12 protein-coding genes and 1 riboswitch are annotated in these 16,203 nt (G+C 33.5%); of the genes, 1 reads left to right on the top strand and 11 read right to left on the bottom strand.

Annotation, left to right across the window (positions count from 1 at the left end; genetic code table 11):
* Positions 1 to 10 precede the first annotated feature (10 nt).
* From KK2020170_RS05385 to KK2020170_RS05365, 5 genes are all read right to left on the bottom strand, one after another.
* Complete coding sequence (locus KK2020170_RS05385; protein ID WP_221259797.1) at positions 11 to 1,009, bottom strand: homocysteine S-methyltransferase family protein; 999 nt, start codon at positions 1,007 to 1,009, stop codon at positions 11 to 13.
* Positions 1,010 to 1,091: 82 nt separating this feature from the next.
* Positions 1,092 to 1,197, bottom strand: a riboswitch (SAM riboswitch).
* 152 nt (positions 1,198 to 1,349) lie between these two features.
* Positions 1,350 to 2,606 carry a trans-sulfuration enzyme family protein gene (locus tag KK2020170_RS05380; RefSeq protein ID WP_221259796.1) on the bottom strand — a complete coding sequence of 419 codons (1,257 nt, stop codon included), beginning with the start codon at positions 2,604 to 2,606 and terminating at the stop codon, positions 1,350 to 1,352.
* Between the two features lie 115 nt (positions 2,607 to 2,721).
* Entirely contained in the window at positions 2,722 to 5,136 is a 2,415-nt protein-coding gene (gene thrA, locus KK2020170_RS05375) for a bifunctional aspartate kinase/homoserine dehydrogenase I (RefSeq protein WP_221259795.1), read from the bottom strand.
* A 91-nt stretch (positions 5,137 to 5,227) separates the two neighbouring features.
* Entirely contained in the window at positions 5,228 to 6,193 is a 966-nt protein-coding gene (locus KK2020170_RS05370; protein ID WP_221259794.1) for an alpha/beta fold hydrolase, read from the bottom strand.
* A 64-nt stretch (positions 6,194 to 6,257) separates the two neighbouring features.
* The gene (locus KK2020170_RS05365; RefSeq protein WP_221259793.1) at positions 6,258 to 7,550 is read right to left on the bottom strand and encodes an O-acetylhomoserine aminocarboxypropyltransferase/cysteine synthase family protein; all 1,293 of its coding nucleotides are present in this window, start codon (positions 7,548 to 7,550) and stop codon (positions 6,258 to 6,260) included.
* A 605-nt stretch (positions 7,551 to 8,155) separates the two neighbouring features.
* Between KK2020170_RS05365 and metK the strand changes: the two genes are divergently transcribed.
* Entirely contained in the window at positions 8,156 to 9,406 is a 1,251-nt protein-coding gene (metK, locus tag KK2020170_RS05360; RefSeq protein ID WP_221259792.1) for a methionine adenosyltransferase, read from the top strand.
* 36 nt (positions 9,407 to 9,442) lie between these two features.
* Here the strand turns inward: metK and clpX are convergent, their stop codons facing one another.
* The 6 genes from clpX to KK2020170_RS05330 all read right to left on the bottom strand — a co-directional run bounded on the left by clpX (position 9,443) and on the right by KK2020170_RS05330 (position 16,198).
* Positions 9,443 to 10,678, bottom strand: a complete 1,236-nt coding sequence (gene clpX, locus KK2020170_RS05355; protein ID WP_221259791.1) for an ATP-dependent Clp protease ATP-binding subunit ClpX — start codon at positions 10,676 to 10,678, stop codon at positions 9,443 to 9,445.
* A 73-nt stretch (positions 10,679 to 10,751) separates the two neighbouring features.
* Positions 10,752 to 11,426: an ATP-dependent Clp endopeptidase proteolytic subunit ClpP gene (clpP, locus tag KK2020170_RS05350; protein WP_221259992.1), complete on the bottom strand. Its 675-nt coding sequence runs from the start codon at positions 11,424 to 11,426 to the stop codon at positions 10,752 to 10,754.
* 83 nt (positions 11,427 to 11,509) lie between these two features.
* Entirely contained in the window at positions 11,510 to 12,835 is a 1,326-nt protein-coding gene (tig, locus tag KK2020170_RS05345) for a trigger factor (protein WP_221259790.1), read from the bottom strand.
* Between the two features lie 100 nt (positions 12,836 to 12,935).
* On the bottom strand, positions 12,936 to 13,280 hold the full coding sequence (locus tag KK2020170_RS05340; RefSeq protein WP_221259789.1) for a phage holin family protein: 345 nt from the start codon (positions 13,278 to 13,280) through the stop codon (positions 12,936 to 12,938).
* A gap of 82 nt (positions 13,281 to 13,362) precedes the next feature.
* The gene (locus KK2020170_RS05335; protein ID WP_221259788.1) at positions 13,363 to 14,937 is read right to left on the bottom strand and encodes an SGNH/GDSL hydrolase family protein; all 1,575 of its coding nucleotides are present in this window, start codon (positions 14,935 to 14,937) and stop codon (positions 13,363 to 13,365) included.
* A gap of 16 nt (positions 14,938 to 14,953) precedes the next feature.
* Positions 14,954 to 16,198 (bottom strand): OmpP1/FadL family transporter, encoded by a 1,245-nt coding sequence (locus KK2020170_RS05330; protein WP_221259787.1) that lies wholly within the window; start codon positions 16,196 to 16,198, stop codon positions 14,954 to 14,956.
* Positions 16,199 to 16,203: the final 5 nt, after the last annotated feature.

Raw genomic sequence — 16,203 nt, 5'->3', positions numbered from 1 at the left:
AATTCTTTGCTTAAACCAAAACACTTTCTCTTGGCTTGAATTCTTTTGCTACCTCAGCAATTAATTTAATATGTTCAGGAGTCGTTCCGCAACATCCACCGATTATATTCACTAAATTTTCTTGTAAATATTCGCGAATTAACTGTTGCATTTCTTCTGGTGTTTGGTCGTATTGTCCAAAAGCGTTTGGTAAACCTGCATTGGGATGCGCAGAAATATTTAATGAGGTATTATTGCCTAAACGTTTTAAATACGGTTTCAATTGGTCTGCTCCTAAAGCACAATTAAATCCAACACTCAACAAAGGAATATGTGAAATCGAAATCAAAAAAGCTTCCACGGTTTGTCCCGAAAGTGTTCTTCCAGAAGCATCGGTGATTGTACCTGAAACCATTACTGGAATATTGATATTACGCTCTTCTTTCACTTCTTCAATGGCAAACAAAGCGGCTTTTGCATTTAACGTATCGAAAATCGTTTCTACCAAAAGTAAATCACTTCCACCATCAATTAAAGCTTCGACTTGTTGTTTATAAGCAATTTTTAAGTCGTCGAAATTCACGGCGCGAAATCCTGGGTCGTTTACATCGGGAGACATTGAGGCTGTTCTGTTGGTTGGTCCGATTGAACCTGCTACAAATCTTGGCCGCTCAGTGTTTTTGGCTGTAAATTCATCTGCAACTTCTCTAGCTATTTTCGCCGATTGAAAATTCAACTCATAGACTAAATCTTCCATGTGATAATCCGCCATTCCTATTGTCGTTCCTGAAAAAGTATTGGTTTCTACAATATCGGCACCGGCTTCAAAATAAGCGCGATGGACAGATTTTACAGCTTCGGGTTGGGTAATGGAAAGTAAATCGTTATTTCCTTTTAATGGATGTGGAAAATCTTTGAAACGTTCGCCTCTAAAATCTTCCTCTTCAAATTTATAACGTTGCAACATCGTTCCCATAGCTCCATCGAGCACGAGAATTCGTTTTTTGATTTCTTCTTGAATTTTTGACATTGTATTCTCTCGCAAAGGCCAATTGCCTAATTTTTCTTGATTAACTTAATTTGTTATCGTAGAAAGTTGGAGAGCAATTCTAACGTTATCTGCTTCCGATAAAATCGGAATAGAATGTAGCACCTTCTACAAGTGTAGGGTTGCTAAGCTTTCACAGGGTCTATTCCCTCCAGCTTTCGTGATAACAAACACTATAATTATAAACACTTCAAATGTAGTGACAAAATTTAAATAATGAAATATTTTCTAAAATTTCATTAAAAAAATAATATTTATAGATTTATATTCCAAATTAATACTTAAAAAAAGAATATAAATCTATAAAATAATTTAAAAACTTTTATTCTAACGCTTGTTTTAAGTCGTTAATTACATCTTGAACCGTTTCCAAACCTACAGAAACACGCACCAAACCATCAGTAATACTAACCGCTAATCGTTCTCCTTCTGTCAATTTACTATGAGTTGTGGAAGCTGGATGCGTTACAATCGAACGTGTGTCACCTAAATTAGCAGACAACGAACACAATTTGATTTTATCCAAAAACTTTCTTCCCGATTCAATTCCGCCTTTGATTTCGAAAGCTACGATGTTTCCACCTAATTTCATTTGCTTTTTTGCGACATCATATTGCGGATGTGATTTCAAAAATGGATATTTCACAGAAGCTACATTCGGATTATTTTCTAAAAACTCAGCTACTTTTAGAGCGTTTTCACAATGTTTTTCGATACGAACCGGCAAGGTTTCTAAACTTTTGGACAACACCCAAGCATTGAAGGGCGATAAAGCGGGTCCAGTGTTTCGGGAAAATAAATAAATCTCACGAATTAAATCCGAACGACCAACGGTTACTCCACCTAAAACACGCCCTTGACCATCGATTAATTTGGTGGCAGAATGAATCACTAAATCGGCACCGAATTGAATTGGGTTTTGAATGTATGGCGTTGCAAAACAGTTATCAATGATTAAAATTAAGTTGTGTTTTTTTGCAATTTGCCCCAACAATTCTAAATCTAAAATATCAACTGCTGGATTCGTTGGTGATTCTGCGTAAAGAATTTTTGTATTTGGGTTGATATAATTTTCAATCGTTTCCGGTTTATTGACATCGAAATAGGAAGTCGTGATGTTCCATTTTGGAAAATATTTGGTAAACAACGTATGTGTCGAACCAAAAACACTACTTGCCGAAACAATATGATCTCCCGAATTCAACAAAGCGGCAAAAGTTGAATACACAGCAGCCATTCCGGTTGCGAAAGCGTAGCCGTCCTCTGCTCCTTCCATTTGACAAATTTTCTCAACAAATTCAGATGTGTTAGGATTGGAAAATCGGCTATAAATATTACGTTCTTTTTTTGGAAAAAGTTCAGTTATTTGCCCAGGGATTCCAAGAACCCCATTTTTATTTTCAGCGGAATTAATTTTATTGTTTGGGATTTCTTCCGCAAATGAAGCGCGCATATCTTCAGCATTTTCAAAAATAAAACTAGATGTTAAATATAATGGAACGGAATGTTCTAAATATTGTGTGCGTTCTAATTGCGTTCTGATGGCTTGGGTTTCTAATCCTAAATTTTGATTGCTCATGGTTTTGTTTTTTTAAACATATAAGTCATATAAGTTTTACTTGACTTATGAAGAATAGTTAAAGTTGATTTAAGTTTAAAAACCTACAAGGTTATGAAAACCTTGCAGGTTGAGTTTATATTTTTTTTTCGGATAAACGTAAAATATCTCCAAAAACACCTCTTGCAGTAACAGATGCTCCTGCTCCAGCGCCTTGAATCACGATAGGTTGCTCGCCATAAGATTCGGTATAAATTTCGAAAATGGAATCCGAACCTTTTAAGGAACCTAAAGCAGAATTGGCTGGAACCGAAATCAATTTTACTTCTAATTTTCCTTTGTCTTGTTGTAAATCGCCAGATAATTCGCCGATGTAACGCAACACTTCGTTTGGACCTTGAGCGTCTTTGATGTTTTGGTAAATTCCGTCCAATTCTAATATTCGTTTTAGAAAATCTGAAGCGCTTCCTTCGCGTAAAGCTTCTGGAATTAAATTTTGAATTTCAATCTCTTCAAATTCGTTTTGTAAATCTAATTCTCGTGCTAAGATTAATAATTTGCGACCCACATCATTTCCATTTAAATCTTCTCTTGGGTCGGGTTCGGTAAAACCTTTGTCGATAGCTTCTTGCAACACTTCGCTAAATTTCTTGTCTTGTATCGAAAAGTTATTGAATAAATAACTCAAAGTTCCAGAGAAAACACCTTTTATTTTGGTGATGTTTTCACCTGATAAATGCAGTAATTTTATCGTATCAATTAACGGTAAACCTGCACCAACATTGGTTTCATACAAATATTCTTTTTGATTATCCTTTAAGACTTTTCGAAGCTTTTTATAGAAATCAAAACTTACAGTATTCGCGACTTTGTTAGACGAAATCAAATCGAAACTATTTTCTGCTAACGAAATGTAATTTTCAATAAAAGTCGAACTTGCCGTGTTGTCAATTGCGATTAAATTTTCCAAATGGTGCTCTTTAGCGAAAGTGATAATATCTTCTACTTTATATTCCTGACCTTTATCTTCTAAAGTTACTTTCCAATTTTCGCTAATTCCAAATTTATTCAGCAACACTTTTTTAGAATTTGCAATTGCAAAGACATTCAACTTAATTCCTTTTCTATTTTCAATACTTTTTGCCGATTCTAAAATTTGAGCAATCAAAGTGCCGCCAACCGTTCCGTGACCGAAAATAGCGATGTTGATTTTTTTAGCTACTCCAAAAATTTCGCCGTGAATTACATTTAAAGCACGTTTGAATTCATCTTGACTAATCACCAAACTGATGTTTCTTCCCGTAACGGTATTGTTCAACAAAATCGGTGTGATTTTATTTCGGATTAAAGCCGTGTAAGGTTTGTGGAAATTGGTTAAATCTTGTCCAATAATCGAAATCACTGCAATGTTATCGTTTACCGAAATTTTATTGACATCTTTCGTGTAAAAATCGGTTTCAAATTCTTTTTCTAAACCCACTAAAGCTTTCGAAGCTTTGTCAGAACTCACAACTAAACCAATTCCCCTTTCTGAAGAACCTTGCGAAATAATGCTCACGCTAATATCGTTTTCAGCCATTACGCGGAAAATTCGTGCATCAACACCTGTTTTTCCTAACAAACCTCTTCCTTCTAAATTAATCAGTGACACATTGGTTAAAACCGAAAGTGATTTGATTCCTTCATTGGTTTGTTCCGAAGTGATTAAAGTTCCATCATTTTCAGGATTGAACGTGTTTAAAATACGTAACGGAATATTTTTTTCTACCAAAGGAATAATCGTTTTAGCATGTAAAATTTGCGCTCCGAAGTTTGCCAACTCATTCGCTTCGTTAAATGACAAACGCTCGATTTTTTTCGCATCGGCAACTAAATCGGGATTAGCCGTGAAAATTCCGTCAACGTGTGTATAATTTTGAAATTCTTCGGCGTTTAAATAATTCGCTAATAAGGAAGCGGTGTAATTACTTCCATTTCTTCCCAAAGTAGTAGTTTCATTATGTAACGTTGAACCAATAAAACCCGTTACAATATTGACTTTATCTGTATTTTTTTCGAAATAATCTAACACATTTCGTTTTGAAACAGCGTCAATTGGTTGGGCATTCCCAAAATTAGTATCCGTTTTTATTAATTGACGAGAATCCGTGAATTGTGCTTTGATGCTGTTTTCGTTTAAAACATAAGCCACGTATTTTGCAGATAAAATTTCGCCATACGCAATAACTTGATCTTTGATTTTTTCGCTGTAATCTCCTAATAGCGAAACGCCTTCTAGTAATTTCTGTAAAACCGAGAATTCTTCTTCGAAGATATTTTCTTTCAAACCTTCCAATTGATACTTTTTGAATTGCTCAAAGTCCGCTTGAAAATTGATGTTGGCTTGTGCTTTTTTTAGTAAAATTACCAATTCATCCGTAGCATTTCCTCTTGCCGAAACTACGACTGCGATAGGTTCGTTATTGAAATATTTTTGAGCAATCGTTTGAATTACTTTTTGCAATCCTTCTCCGTTTGCTAATGATTTTCCTCCAAATTTTAATATTTTCATTTTTTTAGATTTTATTTTTCAGTGGTAAAAAATGGTATCGCTTTTTTTATTGGACTTTGCTTTCGCAAAAAGTTTAGTGAGCGATTTCATCTTAATTAAATATAGGTTTTAGTATGTTGTTTAGTTGTTTAAATTCTATCAAGAAAGCATCGTGTCCGTGAATGGATTTGATTTCGTGATAAAATGCATTGTTATTGTAGTTTTTGACTTCTTGAAAAGTTATTTTGATTTCGTTTGCCGTAAAAAAGTAATCGGTATCTACGCTGATGAGATGAATGTTTGATGAGATGCTTTTGATGACTTCCGATTTATTATTGTTTTTAAAAATATCCGTAGTTTTCAATAAATGATTCATGAGTTTGTATGCCGAAAGTTGGAATCGATTTTGCAATTTTTCGCCATGATGCAACAACCAACTTTCCACTTGAAACAATCCATCTGAATTTTGCAATTTGGTCTGGAATTTTTCTTGCAATGATTCGGGTGTTCGATACAATAACATGGCTTGAATTCTAGCATCATGAATTGGATTTTTGGAATTATTCAGAATTAAATCTTGAATTAATACATTTCCAATCAACCAATCAGAAGCTTTCCAATTTGTCGCAACCGGAATTAAATTCGCAATCGCTTTTGGTCGAATAGCCGCCATTTCCCAAGCAATTGCTCCACCTAAACTTCCGCCAATCACTGCAAAAACTTGATTTACTTTGAACGAATCAATTCCTTTCCAAAATAAACTAGCAATATCGTAAGTAGTAAAATCTTGATAATTTTCAATTAAATTTTCTTCATCTTGATAGCCGTTTCCAGGAATATTGAAAGCCAAAACTGCGTATTTTTTTGTATCGATAATTTTATCATCATCAATTAACGATTTCCACCAACCGTTTTCACCCAGAACTTGCGAATTTCCGGTCAAAGCATGATTCACTATCACCAAAGGCGCTGAACCAATCGCTTGTCCAAACAATTGATAGGACAAAATCACTTTGGATTGCACTACTCCATTTTGCAATAGAACATTTTGGAACACTATTTTTTGAATTGTACTCATCTTTCTTTAAAAAAAAAGACTGCCTTTAGGTAGGTCTATCGGTAGCCTTCAAACAAACAAAAACCTAAACTAAATTTTGAACTGGCAATTTTTCGAAAACACTTTGTAAATCGGCTTTCAAATCTTCAATATCTTCTAATCCAACCGACAAACGAATTAAATCTTTCGTTACTCCAGTTGTGATTTGTTGCTCTTCTGATAATTGTTGGTGCGTTGTACTTGCTGGATGAATAATTAATGATTTTGTATCACCAATATTCGCCAGTAATGAGAAAAATTGGGTTTCATCGGCTACTTTTTTAGCGGCTTCATAACCGCCTTTTAATCCAAAAGTTACGATGCCGCTTTGTCCTTCCGGTAAATATTCTTGAGCTAAATCATAATATTTTGACGAAATCAATCCAGGATAATTTACCCATGCCACTTCTTGACGTTTTTGTAACCATTTTGCTAATTCTAAAGCATTTTCACTGTGTTTTTTGATTCGAATGGCTAAAGTTTCCAAACCTTGAATAATTTGAAATGCGTTGAATGGACTCAAAGAAGCACCTAAATCGCGCAACCCTTCGATTCTTACTTTTGCAATGAAAGATGCAGCACCTAACACTTCGTAATATTTTAATCCGTGATAACCAGCTGAAGGTTCTGTGAATTCTGGAAATTTTCCGTTGCTCCAATCGAAATTTCCTGCATCAATGATAACGCCTCCAAGAGAAGTTCCGTTTCCACCGATGTATTTGGTTAGCGAATGAATTACAATGTTGGCTCCGTGTTCGATTGGGCTAAGCAAAAAGGGTGTTGCCACTGTATTATCCACAATAAAAGGCACTTTGTAGGTTTGTGCTGCTTTTGAAATGGCTTTTAAATCGAGTACATCTAATTTTGGATTTCCTAAACTTTCTGCGAAGAAAACTCTTGTATTTTCTTTTGCTGCGTTTAAGAAATTCACAGGATTTGATGGATCTACGAATGTTGTCGTAATGCCTAATCTTGGCAAAGTCACGTTTAACAAATTATAAGTTCCACCATATAAACTATTGGAAGCTACGATATGGTCGCCAGCTTTCAACAAGGTTAATAAAGCAGTTGAGATTGCTGCTGTTCCTGAAGCGGTTACAACAGCTCCGATTCCGCCTTCTAGTTTGGCTAAACGTTGTTCTAAGATATCATTTGTTGGATTATTTAATCTTGTGTAAATAAAACCGGCTTCGGCTAAACCAAAAAGATTGGCTGCGTGGTCTGAATTATTGAAAACGTAGGATGTAGTTTGGTAAATTGGAACGGCTCTCGTTCCAGCGTTTTTAGTTGTGTCGTGTCCTGCGTGTAAAGCGTTTGTTGCAAATTTATTTGTACTCATGATATTTTTTATTTTTTGATGTTGTTGTATTATTAAATGTTTTAGATTTTACTGAGTTTGATTCAGCTACACATTCGACAACATCGTCTTGGTAAATACGCTTTCATCATTATTAAATTAGATTACAAAAAAAACCTCTGCAATTGCAGAGGCTCACTATATACTTTTTGGTAGATTTGGTTATCAATAAGCAATAAAGTACCTCTGCGGAAAGTTCCACATCATCATACACATATTGCACATTGTAGTTTTCATTTTACTTTTTATTTTCAGGACAAAATTAGAATTAATTTCTAAAATATAAAAATTATTAGTCTAATTTTCTAAATTTTACTTTTTAAAAAACCTTAAATAGAAATAAAATCTTTTTTAATTAACTTTATCTTTAAAATAAACTAAAAAACGATTAATTACTAAAATTTAATTTTTAACTCCCTTTTATGTTTGTCATTAAAAATTGATTTCATAAATTTGCACCGAAATATTTAGAGGAAAAATTTGAACTGATTGCAACCTCATTAAAAAATGCTAAAGCAGTAAAAACTACTTCTTTACGCACGTCTTGCAATATTTTCCTCGCTTAATTAATAAAAAAACAAAGAATTATGGCTTATTTATTTACGTCAGAATCTGTTAGCGAAGGGCACCCAGACAAAGTTGCCGATCAAATTTCAGATGCTTTAATTGATAACTTTTTAGCTTTTGACCCAGAATCTAAAGTTGCTTGTGAAACGTTAGTTACTACCGGTCAGGTTATTTTAGCCGGAGAGGTAAAATCAAACACATATTTAGATGTTCAACAAATAGCTCGTGATGTTATTCAAAAAATTGGATATACAAAAAGTGAGTATATGTTTGAAGCAAATTCTTGTGGCGTTCTTTCAGCTATACACGAACAATCTCAAGACATAAATCAAGGTGTTGATAGAGCTAGTAAAGAAGAACAAGGTGCTGGTGATCAAGGAATGATGTTTGGTTATGCGACTAACGAAACAGAAGAGTTTATGCCTTTAGCATTAAAACTTTCACATCAAATTTTACAAGAATTAGCAGCATTAAGAAGAGAAAATTCTGAAATTACATATTTACGCCCAGATGCTAAATCTCAAGTTACGTTAGAATATTCTGATGACAATAAGCCTGTTCGTATTGATGCTATAGTAGTTTCTACACAACATGATGATTTTGCTGATGAACCAAAAATGTTAGCTAAGATTAAAAAAGATATTATTGAGGTTTTAATTCCTAGAGTGATTGCTAAAAATCCTCAATATGCTCATTTATTCAATGATGCTATTAAATACCACATCAATCCTACAGGTAAATTCGTAATCGGCGGACCTCACGGAGACACTGGATTAACAGGAAGAAAAATTATTGTTGACACTTATGGTGGAAAAGGTGCTCATGGTGGAGGAGCTTTTTCCGGAAAAGACCCTAGTAAAGTTGATCGTTCTGCCGCATATGCAACTCGACATATTGCTAAAAACTTAGTTGCTGCTGGTTTAGCAGATGAAATATTAGTACAAGTTTCTTATGCAATTGGTGTTGCAGAACCAACATCTATAAACGTTAACACATATGGAACAGCTAAAGTCAATATGACTGATGGTGAAATCAGTAAGGTTGTGGAAAACCTTTTTGATATGCGCCCATACTTTATTGAACAACGTTTAAAACTTCGTAATCCTATTTATAGTGAAACTGCTGCTTATGGACATATGGGAAGAACACCAGAGGTTGTTACTAAAACTTTTAATGCTCCAGGAGGAAATGAAAAAACTGTAACTGTTGAATTGTTTACTTGGGAAAAACTTGATTATGTTGACAAAGTAAAATCAGCATTTAATTTATAAGCATAAAAAAAGCGACCAAATGGTCGCTTTTTTTATTTATGATGCAGACTTTAAACGCTGCAATAAATTTTTATTTAAACTTTGTTCTGCAAAATCTTTAGTAACACTTAAATGTTCTTCTGAAGAGCTTGGCATTTCAAACATCGCATCAGTTAAAATAGCTTCACAAAGTGAACGTAATCCACGAGCACCTAATTTATACTCCATTGCTTTATCTACTATGAACTCTAATGCTTCTTCTTCAAAATCCAACTCTACATCGTCCATTTTAAACAGTTTTTTATATTGTTTTACTAAAGCATTTTTAGGTTCTGTTAAAATAGCACGCAATGTTTTAGCATCTAAAGGATTCATGTGAGTTAGAACTGGTAAACGACCAATAATTTCAGGTATTAAACCAAAATCTTTTAAGTCTTTTGGTATTACATATTTAACTAAATTATCTTTATCAATTACATCTCCATTTTTAAGAGAGTCGAAACCAATAGCCTGACGATTTAATCTTCTTGAAATAATTCTTTCAATACCATCAAAGGCTCCACCAGCAATAAATAATATATTTTGAGTATTAACCTCAACAAATTTCTGATCCGGATGTTTTCTTCCTCCTTTTGGCGGAACATTTACAACAGTACCTTCTAACAATTTCAATAAAGCTTGTTGTACTCCTTCACCAGATACATCTCTAGTTATTGAAGGATTATCACTTTTACGAGCAATTTTATCAATTTCATCAATAAATACAATTCCTCTTTCAGCTTTAGAAACATCATAATCAGCTGCTTGAAGTAGACGCGTTAAAATACTTTCAACATCTTCCCCAACATAACCAGCCTCCGTTAAAACCGTTGCATCAACGATAGCCAAAGGCACATTTAACATTTTAGCAATAGTTTTTGCTATCAAGGTTTTTCCTGTACCTGTTTGTCCAACCATGATGATGTTACTTTTTTCAATCTCTACTTCATCTTCAAGTTGCTTTTGCATTAAACGCTTGTAATGATTGTAAACAGCCACACTCATTACTTTCTTCGTTTCTTCTTGACCAATCACATATTCATCCAAGAAAGATTTTATTTCTTTAGGTTTAAGCAAAATTAAATCAGCAAGTAATTCACTTTTTCCGCTTTGTTTTAATTCTTCTAAAACAATTCCGTGAGCTTGCTCAATACAACGATCACAAATATGCGCATTGATACCTGCAATTAATAAATTAGTTTCTGGCTTTTTCCTACCACAAAACGAGCATTCTAATATTTCTTCTTTAGCCATTATTTTAGCAATTAGCAATTAGCAATTAGTAATTAGTTCTTCAATTTTTACTAACACTAATCACTTTTATAATTTATCTTGTTAAAACTTCATCAATCATTCCATATTCTTTCGCTTCACTTGCGATCATCCAGTAATCTCTATCACTATCGTCGTGAACTTTATCAATAGGCTGTCCTGAATGTTTTGCGATAATTTCATACAACTCTCCTTTTAATTTTAAAATCTCACGAGCTGTAATTTCGATATCTGAGGCTTGACCTGAAGCACCACCTAAAGGTTGATGAATCATAACCCTTGAATGTGGTAAAGCACTTCTTTTCCCAGCAGCTCCAGCACATAATAAAACTGCTCCCATTGAAGCCGCCATACCTGTACAAATAGTTGCAACATCAGGTTTAATGAACTGCATAGTGTCATATATCCCTAAACCAGCATAAACTCCACCACCTGGGGAATTCACATAAATTTGAATATCTTTTGAGGCGTCTAAACTTTCCAAGAATAATAACTGAGCCTGAACAATATTAGCAATTTGGTCATCTATTCCCGTTCCTAAAAAAATAATTCTGTCCATCATTAAACGAGAAAAAACATCTAATTGCGTCACATTCAATTGACGTTCTTCCATAATATATGGAGTCATACCAACTGGAGGAGTAACTTGACTAACAATTTTATCGTAATATAAACTGTTTATTTTATGATGCTTAGTTGCATACTTTTGAAATTCTTTACCAAAATTCATATCGTAATTGATTATTAGGATTAAAACTAAAAACGCCAAACCAAAAAGTTTGACGTTCAAAGATAATTATTTTTTACGAAAATTTATTCTCCGTACATTTCTTTAATAAACTCTTGGTAGTTTACTTTTTTTACTTTAGCGTTTACTTTCTCTTTAAACAAGTCTAACATTTTCTCGCTCATAACTTGCTCCGATAAGCGTTTCACTTCTTCTTGATTAGAAAGTACTCTAGCAACAATTCCTTCCACTTCTTCATCAGAAGGGTTTAATTGACCAAATTGAGCCATTTGCTTTTTGATTAATTCAGCTGTATGCGATTTTAAATCCTCAAATTGAATTTGTAAATTATTATCAGCAATTATTTTATTTTCAATTAACTGGTAACGTAATCCTTTTTCAGATTTTGCATATTCTTCTTCCGCTTGCTCAATAGATAATGGATTTTCACCTACATTTTGAATCCATTTCTTTAAAAAAGTTGCAGGTAATTCAAATTTTGTGTTTTCGATTAAATTTTCGATTACATCATTTAAGAATTTTTGATCCGCTTGTTGTGCAAATTGTGCTTCAGCATCTTCTTTGATTTTAGCTTTAACCTCATCAATTGAAGTTACAACACCTTCACCAAACAACTTGTCAAATAATTCTTGATTCAATTCAGCTTTTTCAATTGCATTAATTTCTTCAATCGTGAAAGCAACTTCGACATCTAATCCGTGAACATCATCGTGATCTACTTTCAAATAATCCATTAACTTGTGATCATCATCAAATAAACCTTTTGTATCTAAAGATACAACATCCCCTACTTTTTTTCCGATAAATTTCTTTGCAACTTTTTTGTCGTTAAAAATATCTAAAGTAATTACAGTTGAATTGTTAATTCCTTTTTCTTCATTTGTAAAAGTTCCACGAATATTATCATCTTCAGAAACTTTATCTTGAGGAATCATTTTACCATATTGCTTTTGAATACGCTCAACTTGTTCGTTTAACATTTTATCATCAGCTTCGATTTCAAATTTAGTTACTTTACTTTTAGCTGCTAAATCAACTGAAAATTCGGGAGCTAAACCTAATTCAAATTCGAAAGTAAAATCGTCTTTATCCCAGTTAAAATCTTCTGTAATTTTTGGAAGAGGATTTCCTAAAATATCTAATTTCTCTTCTACTAAGTAATCGTTTAAAGACGTTTGTAATAATTTGTTTACCTCATCTACTAAAACCGCTTTTCCGTATTGTTTTTGAATTAAGCTCATAGGAACTTGACCTTTTCTAAAACCTGGAATATTAGCATTTTTTCTATAATCTGCTAATACTTTTTCTACATTATCAGCATAATCCTTTTTAGAAATTGCAACTGTTACTACTGCATTCAATGCATCAACCTGCTCTCTTGAAATGTTCATTATATATTTAATTTAATGTCATAAAATTTGGGTTGCAAAATTATACAATTTTTACAACCCAAACAAGTTTTTAATTTATTGATGTTCAGAATACTAAAATTTATTTCTCATCAACCAACATTTTATTTAAAATTGATTGTGCAATTGAAAGTATTATACTAAAAATCAAAGCACTCCAAAATCCTGAAACTCTAAATCCATCTACAAAGTAATCCCCCAACATAATTATCACAGCATTAATTACCAAAAGAAATAACCCTAAAGTAATTATAGTTGCTGGTATAGTTAAAAAAACCAAAATTGGCTTTACAAACACATTTAACAATCCTAAAACAACAGCAACAATTAAAGCTGTGGTAAAATTATCAACTGATATTCCTGGTAAAAAATGTGAAATAACGACAACCAGTACCGTTGTAATTAAAAGTTTAATCAACATATTCATATCAAATATTTTTTATTTATTTAAATATAATAAAAAAGACACCAAATTTGGTGTCTTTTTATAATTTTTATATTCAACATGATTAGTTAGAACCAACAATTTGAGTTCCTGGATAATCATTAACATATTTTAATGGCAAATTAGCTTTATAGTAACCATTAATTGTATTAATAAAAGCATTTGCTATAACAGCATATCCTCTAGCATTTGGATGAACACCATCTAAAGAGAACAATACAGCTCCTTCAGTTGCGATACCACTAAAATAATTTGCCGTATATAACTGACCCGTTTCAATTCTTAATCCAGTTACTAATTGATTCATTAATGCATTTGCATCTATAACAGCAATATCATTAATATTAGCAATACTAACAATGCTGTTATTATAAGCAGCTGTAGCATTAGCAACTTTTGTTTTTTCAGCATCTGTTAAAACCCATTGATTTTCCATTGGATATGTAACACCATTTACTACCGCTCCAAATCCAACCAAAACTGGGTTTGCTACAGCAGTACTATTATTTGTTCCAATAACAGATGAAGCTGGCAACACTACTAAGTCAGCAGCTGTTGTTTGTCTAGCTTTTCCAAATGTAGCACCTAAAACATCAGCTTGAGCCATAGGTACACCTTGCATTTGCAATGCTCCTGAAATTTGAGCAGATCTATCGATTGCATCAGCATCATAGATTAATATTGGGTTTGCCGATGTCGCAGACAATGGATTAACTCTATTAGGCTCTCCAAATGCGGTAAAAATTGCATCTAAATTATTATATAAAGATGCATTAATCATATCAATATTAGCCTGACCACCTAAAGCCGTAGGAGACAATGGTGCGAAAGGAACAGTTGTAAAATAGGGAATTGACGTAACACTTGGAATTGTAGCAACAACACCTTTTGCACCTCCTGAAGTTAACGTTCCGATAATTGTAGAGTAAACACCTGCAAATGCTGTAGGATCAGTAATATCGTTTGGTCCATAACCAGCAACATTAGCATCACCAGTTCTATCTACACCAGAACCTCCAGATGTTGCATACGATAAAACATCATTTGCTCCAATCCAACAAGTAAAAAATGTAGGATTTAAAGACATTGCATCTCCTAAAACAGTAGCAGATGAAGATGAAGCATGACGAACAAAATAAGGGTTTGCCGTCCCTACAGCAACTCCACCAACATTACCATACGTATTAGAAAGCAAGTGAAAAGACTTTGCTCCTGGAACACCCATATTATTTACAGCACCAGCTGTAATATTTGAAACTTCAATTGATGACGAACCTACTAAATTTTCCGGACCACCTTGTGAAGCATCAATTACTAATCTGGTAGAACCAATTGGTATACCTCCTAAAGTTAATCCTCCTAAATTATCAACATCATCTGCATATGAAGGTTGTGTAAAACTTCCACCACCAACTAATGAAAACTGTTGTGCTAACATATTAGGGTATGAATTCATTTGGCCAGACTTATAAACAGTTCCGTCCATATAACCAGCAGTCAATGAATTCCCAATTGCAACATATGACGTAAAGTTAGCTTCTCCTGATGAGTAATTAGCGTCTACTGAATTTTCAAATTCTGGTTCACATGAAGCGAATCCAGCTGCTAAAACCGCTAAGTATATAAATTTATTTTTCATTTTCCTTTTTTTTAAATTAGAAACCGTAAGTTATACCTATACCTGGTGAAAATACAACAGATTTGTATGTTCCTCCAAAATCAGGATTTGCTTGCCCTGTAATAGGATCTGTTGAATGATTATAAGAATTGTCAATTTCATCAAAATGGATATACAAGAATGATGCATCTATTCCTAATTTATCACTTAACTGATAAGTTAAACCTCCAGTAAATGCATTTGAATCATTTCTAGGAGTTTCAGGTGCAAAATAACCATCTTGAACCGGACTCTCGTCAAAATAATATCCAGCTCTGAAAGTAAATTTATCGTTTGCTTTATATTGTGTACCTACTCTATATGTAGAAGAATTTTTATAATTTCTTGGATTTGAAGAAGAACTTCCATTTGCAAAAGCAATATCTAAAGACTTATAAGCATTCCACATAGTATAGTTATAATCAAAAGCAACTAACCATTTATCGGTTAACTGAACAGACAATCCAGTAGTTAACTCCGCTGGTAATGGTAAATCAGCATCAAATTGAGTATCTTGCAATAAAGCTTGCGCATAATCAGGCACATCACTGTATGTAGCTTCACCTCCACGAGCTTCCATTGTAATCTCAGAACGATAGTTCATACCTAAACGAACAGACTTACATGGATTAACCATCATACCGATGTTATACCCCCATGCATTAATTCCTTTAGCATCTAAAGTTACATTTGAGTTTTGTAAAACTCCTCCTTGGTATTGTAAATTTCTATTGAATTCTACACTTCCAGTAGCGTAAATTGGACCACCACCAACACTAAAATGCTCTCCTAATCTAACAGAAACTGTTGGCTGAACAAATATTGCTTTTAAATCGATATTATTAACTAAGTGAGAACCTTCCCAACCTTTATCCCATTCAACAGCACTACCATAAGGTGTATATACAGCTAAACCAGCTGTTAACCAATCTGTCAATCTATATGTTGCATAAACACTAAATGGTGTACCAAAATTTTCAGTCGTTGCCTCCCAATTATATTGAGAATTTTGAAATTTAGTTTTAGCAAATAGTCCATTAGCACCAATAGACACATTAAACTTCTTGTCTAAGTAAGCCATACCTGCTGGATTAAAAAAAGCAACCTCAGCACTATTTACTACAGCAACACCAGTATGCCCCATAGCTAATTGCTTTTGACCTTGAATAGCTACTCTATATCCTCCTGCAAACATAGAACTTCCTGCCAATGCCATAAGCGTTAAAGAAAGTAATTTTCTCATAATAG

The organism is Flavobacterium okayamense (assembly GCF_019702945.1).
Taxonomy (GTDB): Bacteria; Bacteroidota; Bacteroidia; order Flavobacteriales; family Flavobacteriaceae; genus Flavobacterium; species Flavobacterium okayamense.
This window is presented reverse-complemented; position numbering and strand designations above follow the sequence as displayed.

Bases quoted from the DNA above. Each gene is read 5' to 3' on its own strand.
- KK2020170_RS05385 (WP_221259797.1), bottom strand. From the start codon at position 1,009: ATGTCAAAAATTCAAGAAGAAATCAAAAAACGAATTCTCGTGCTCGAT.
- KK2020170_RS05380 (WP_221259796.1), bottom strand. From the start codon at position 2,606: ATGAGCAATCAAAATTTAGGATTAGAAACCCAAGCCATCAGAACGCAA.
- thrA (WP_221259795.1), bottom strand. From the start codon at position 5,136: ATGAAAATATTAAAATTTGGAGGAAAATCATTAGCAAACGGAGAAGGA.
- KK2020170_RS05370 (WP_221259794.1), bottom strand. From the start codon at position 6,193: ATGAGTACAATTCAAAAAATAGTGTTCCAAAATGTTCTATTGCAAAAT.
- KK2020170_RS05365 (WP_221259793.1), bottom strand. From the start codon at position 7,550: ATGAGTACAAATAAATTTGCAACAAACGCTTTACACGCAGGACACGAC.
- metK (WP_221259792.1), top strand. From the start codon at position 8,156: ATGGCTTATTTATTTACGTCAGAATCTGTTAGCGAAGGGCACCCAGAC.
- clpX (WP_221259791.1), bottom strand. From the start codon at position 10,678: ATGGCTAAAGAAGAAATATTAGAATGCTCGTTTTGTGGTAGGAAAAAG.
- clpP (WP_221259992.1), bottom strand. From the start codon at position 11,426: ATGAATTTTGGTAAAGAATTTCAAAAGTATGCAACTAAGCATCATAAA.
- tig (WP_221259790.1), bottom strand. From the start codon at position 12,835: ATGAACATTTCAAGAGAGCAGGTTGATGCATTGAATGCAGTAGTAACA.
- KK2020170_RS05340 (WP_221259789.1), bottom strand. From the start codon at position 13,280: ATGAATATGTTGATTAAACTTTTAATTACAACGGTACTGGTTGTCGTT.
- KK2020170_RS05335 (WP_221259788.1), bottom strand. From the start codon at position 14,937: ATGAAAAATAAATTTATATACTTAGCGGTTTTAGCAGCTGGATTCGCT.
- KK2020170_RS05330 (WP_221259787.1), bottom strand. From the start codon at position 16,198: ATGAGAAAATTACTTTCTTTAACGCTTATGGCATTGGCAGGAAGTTCT.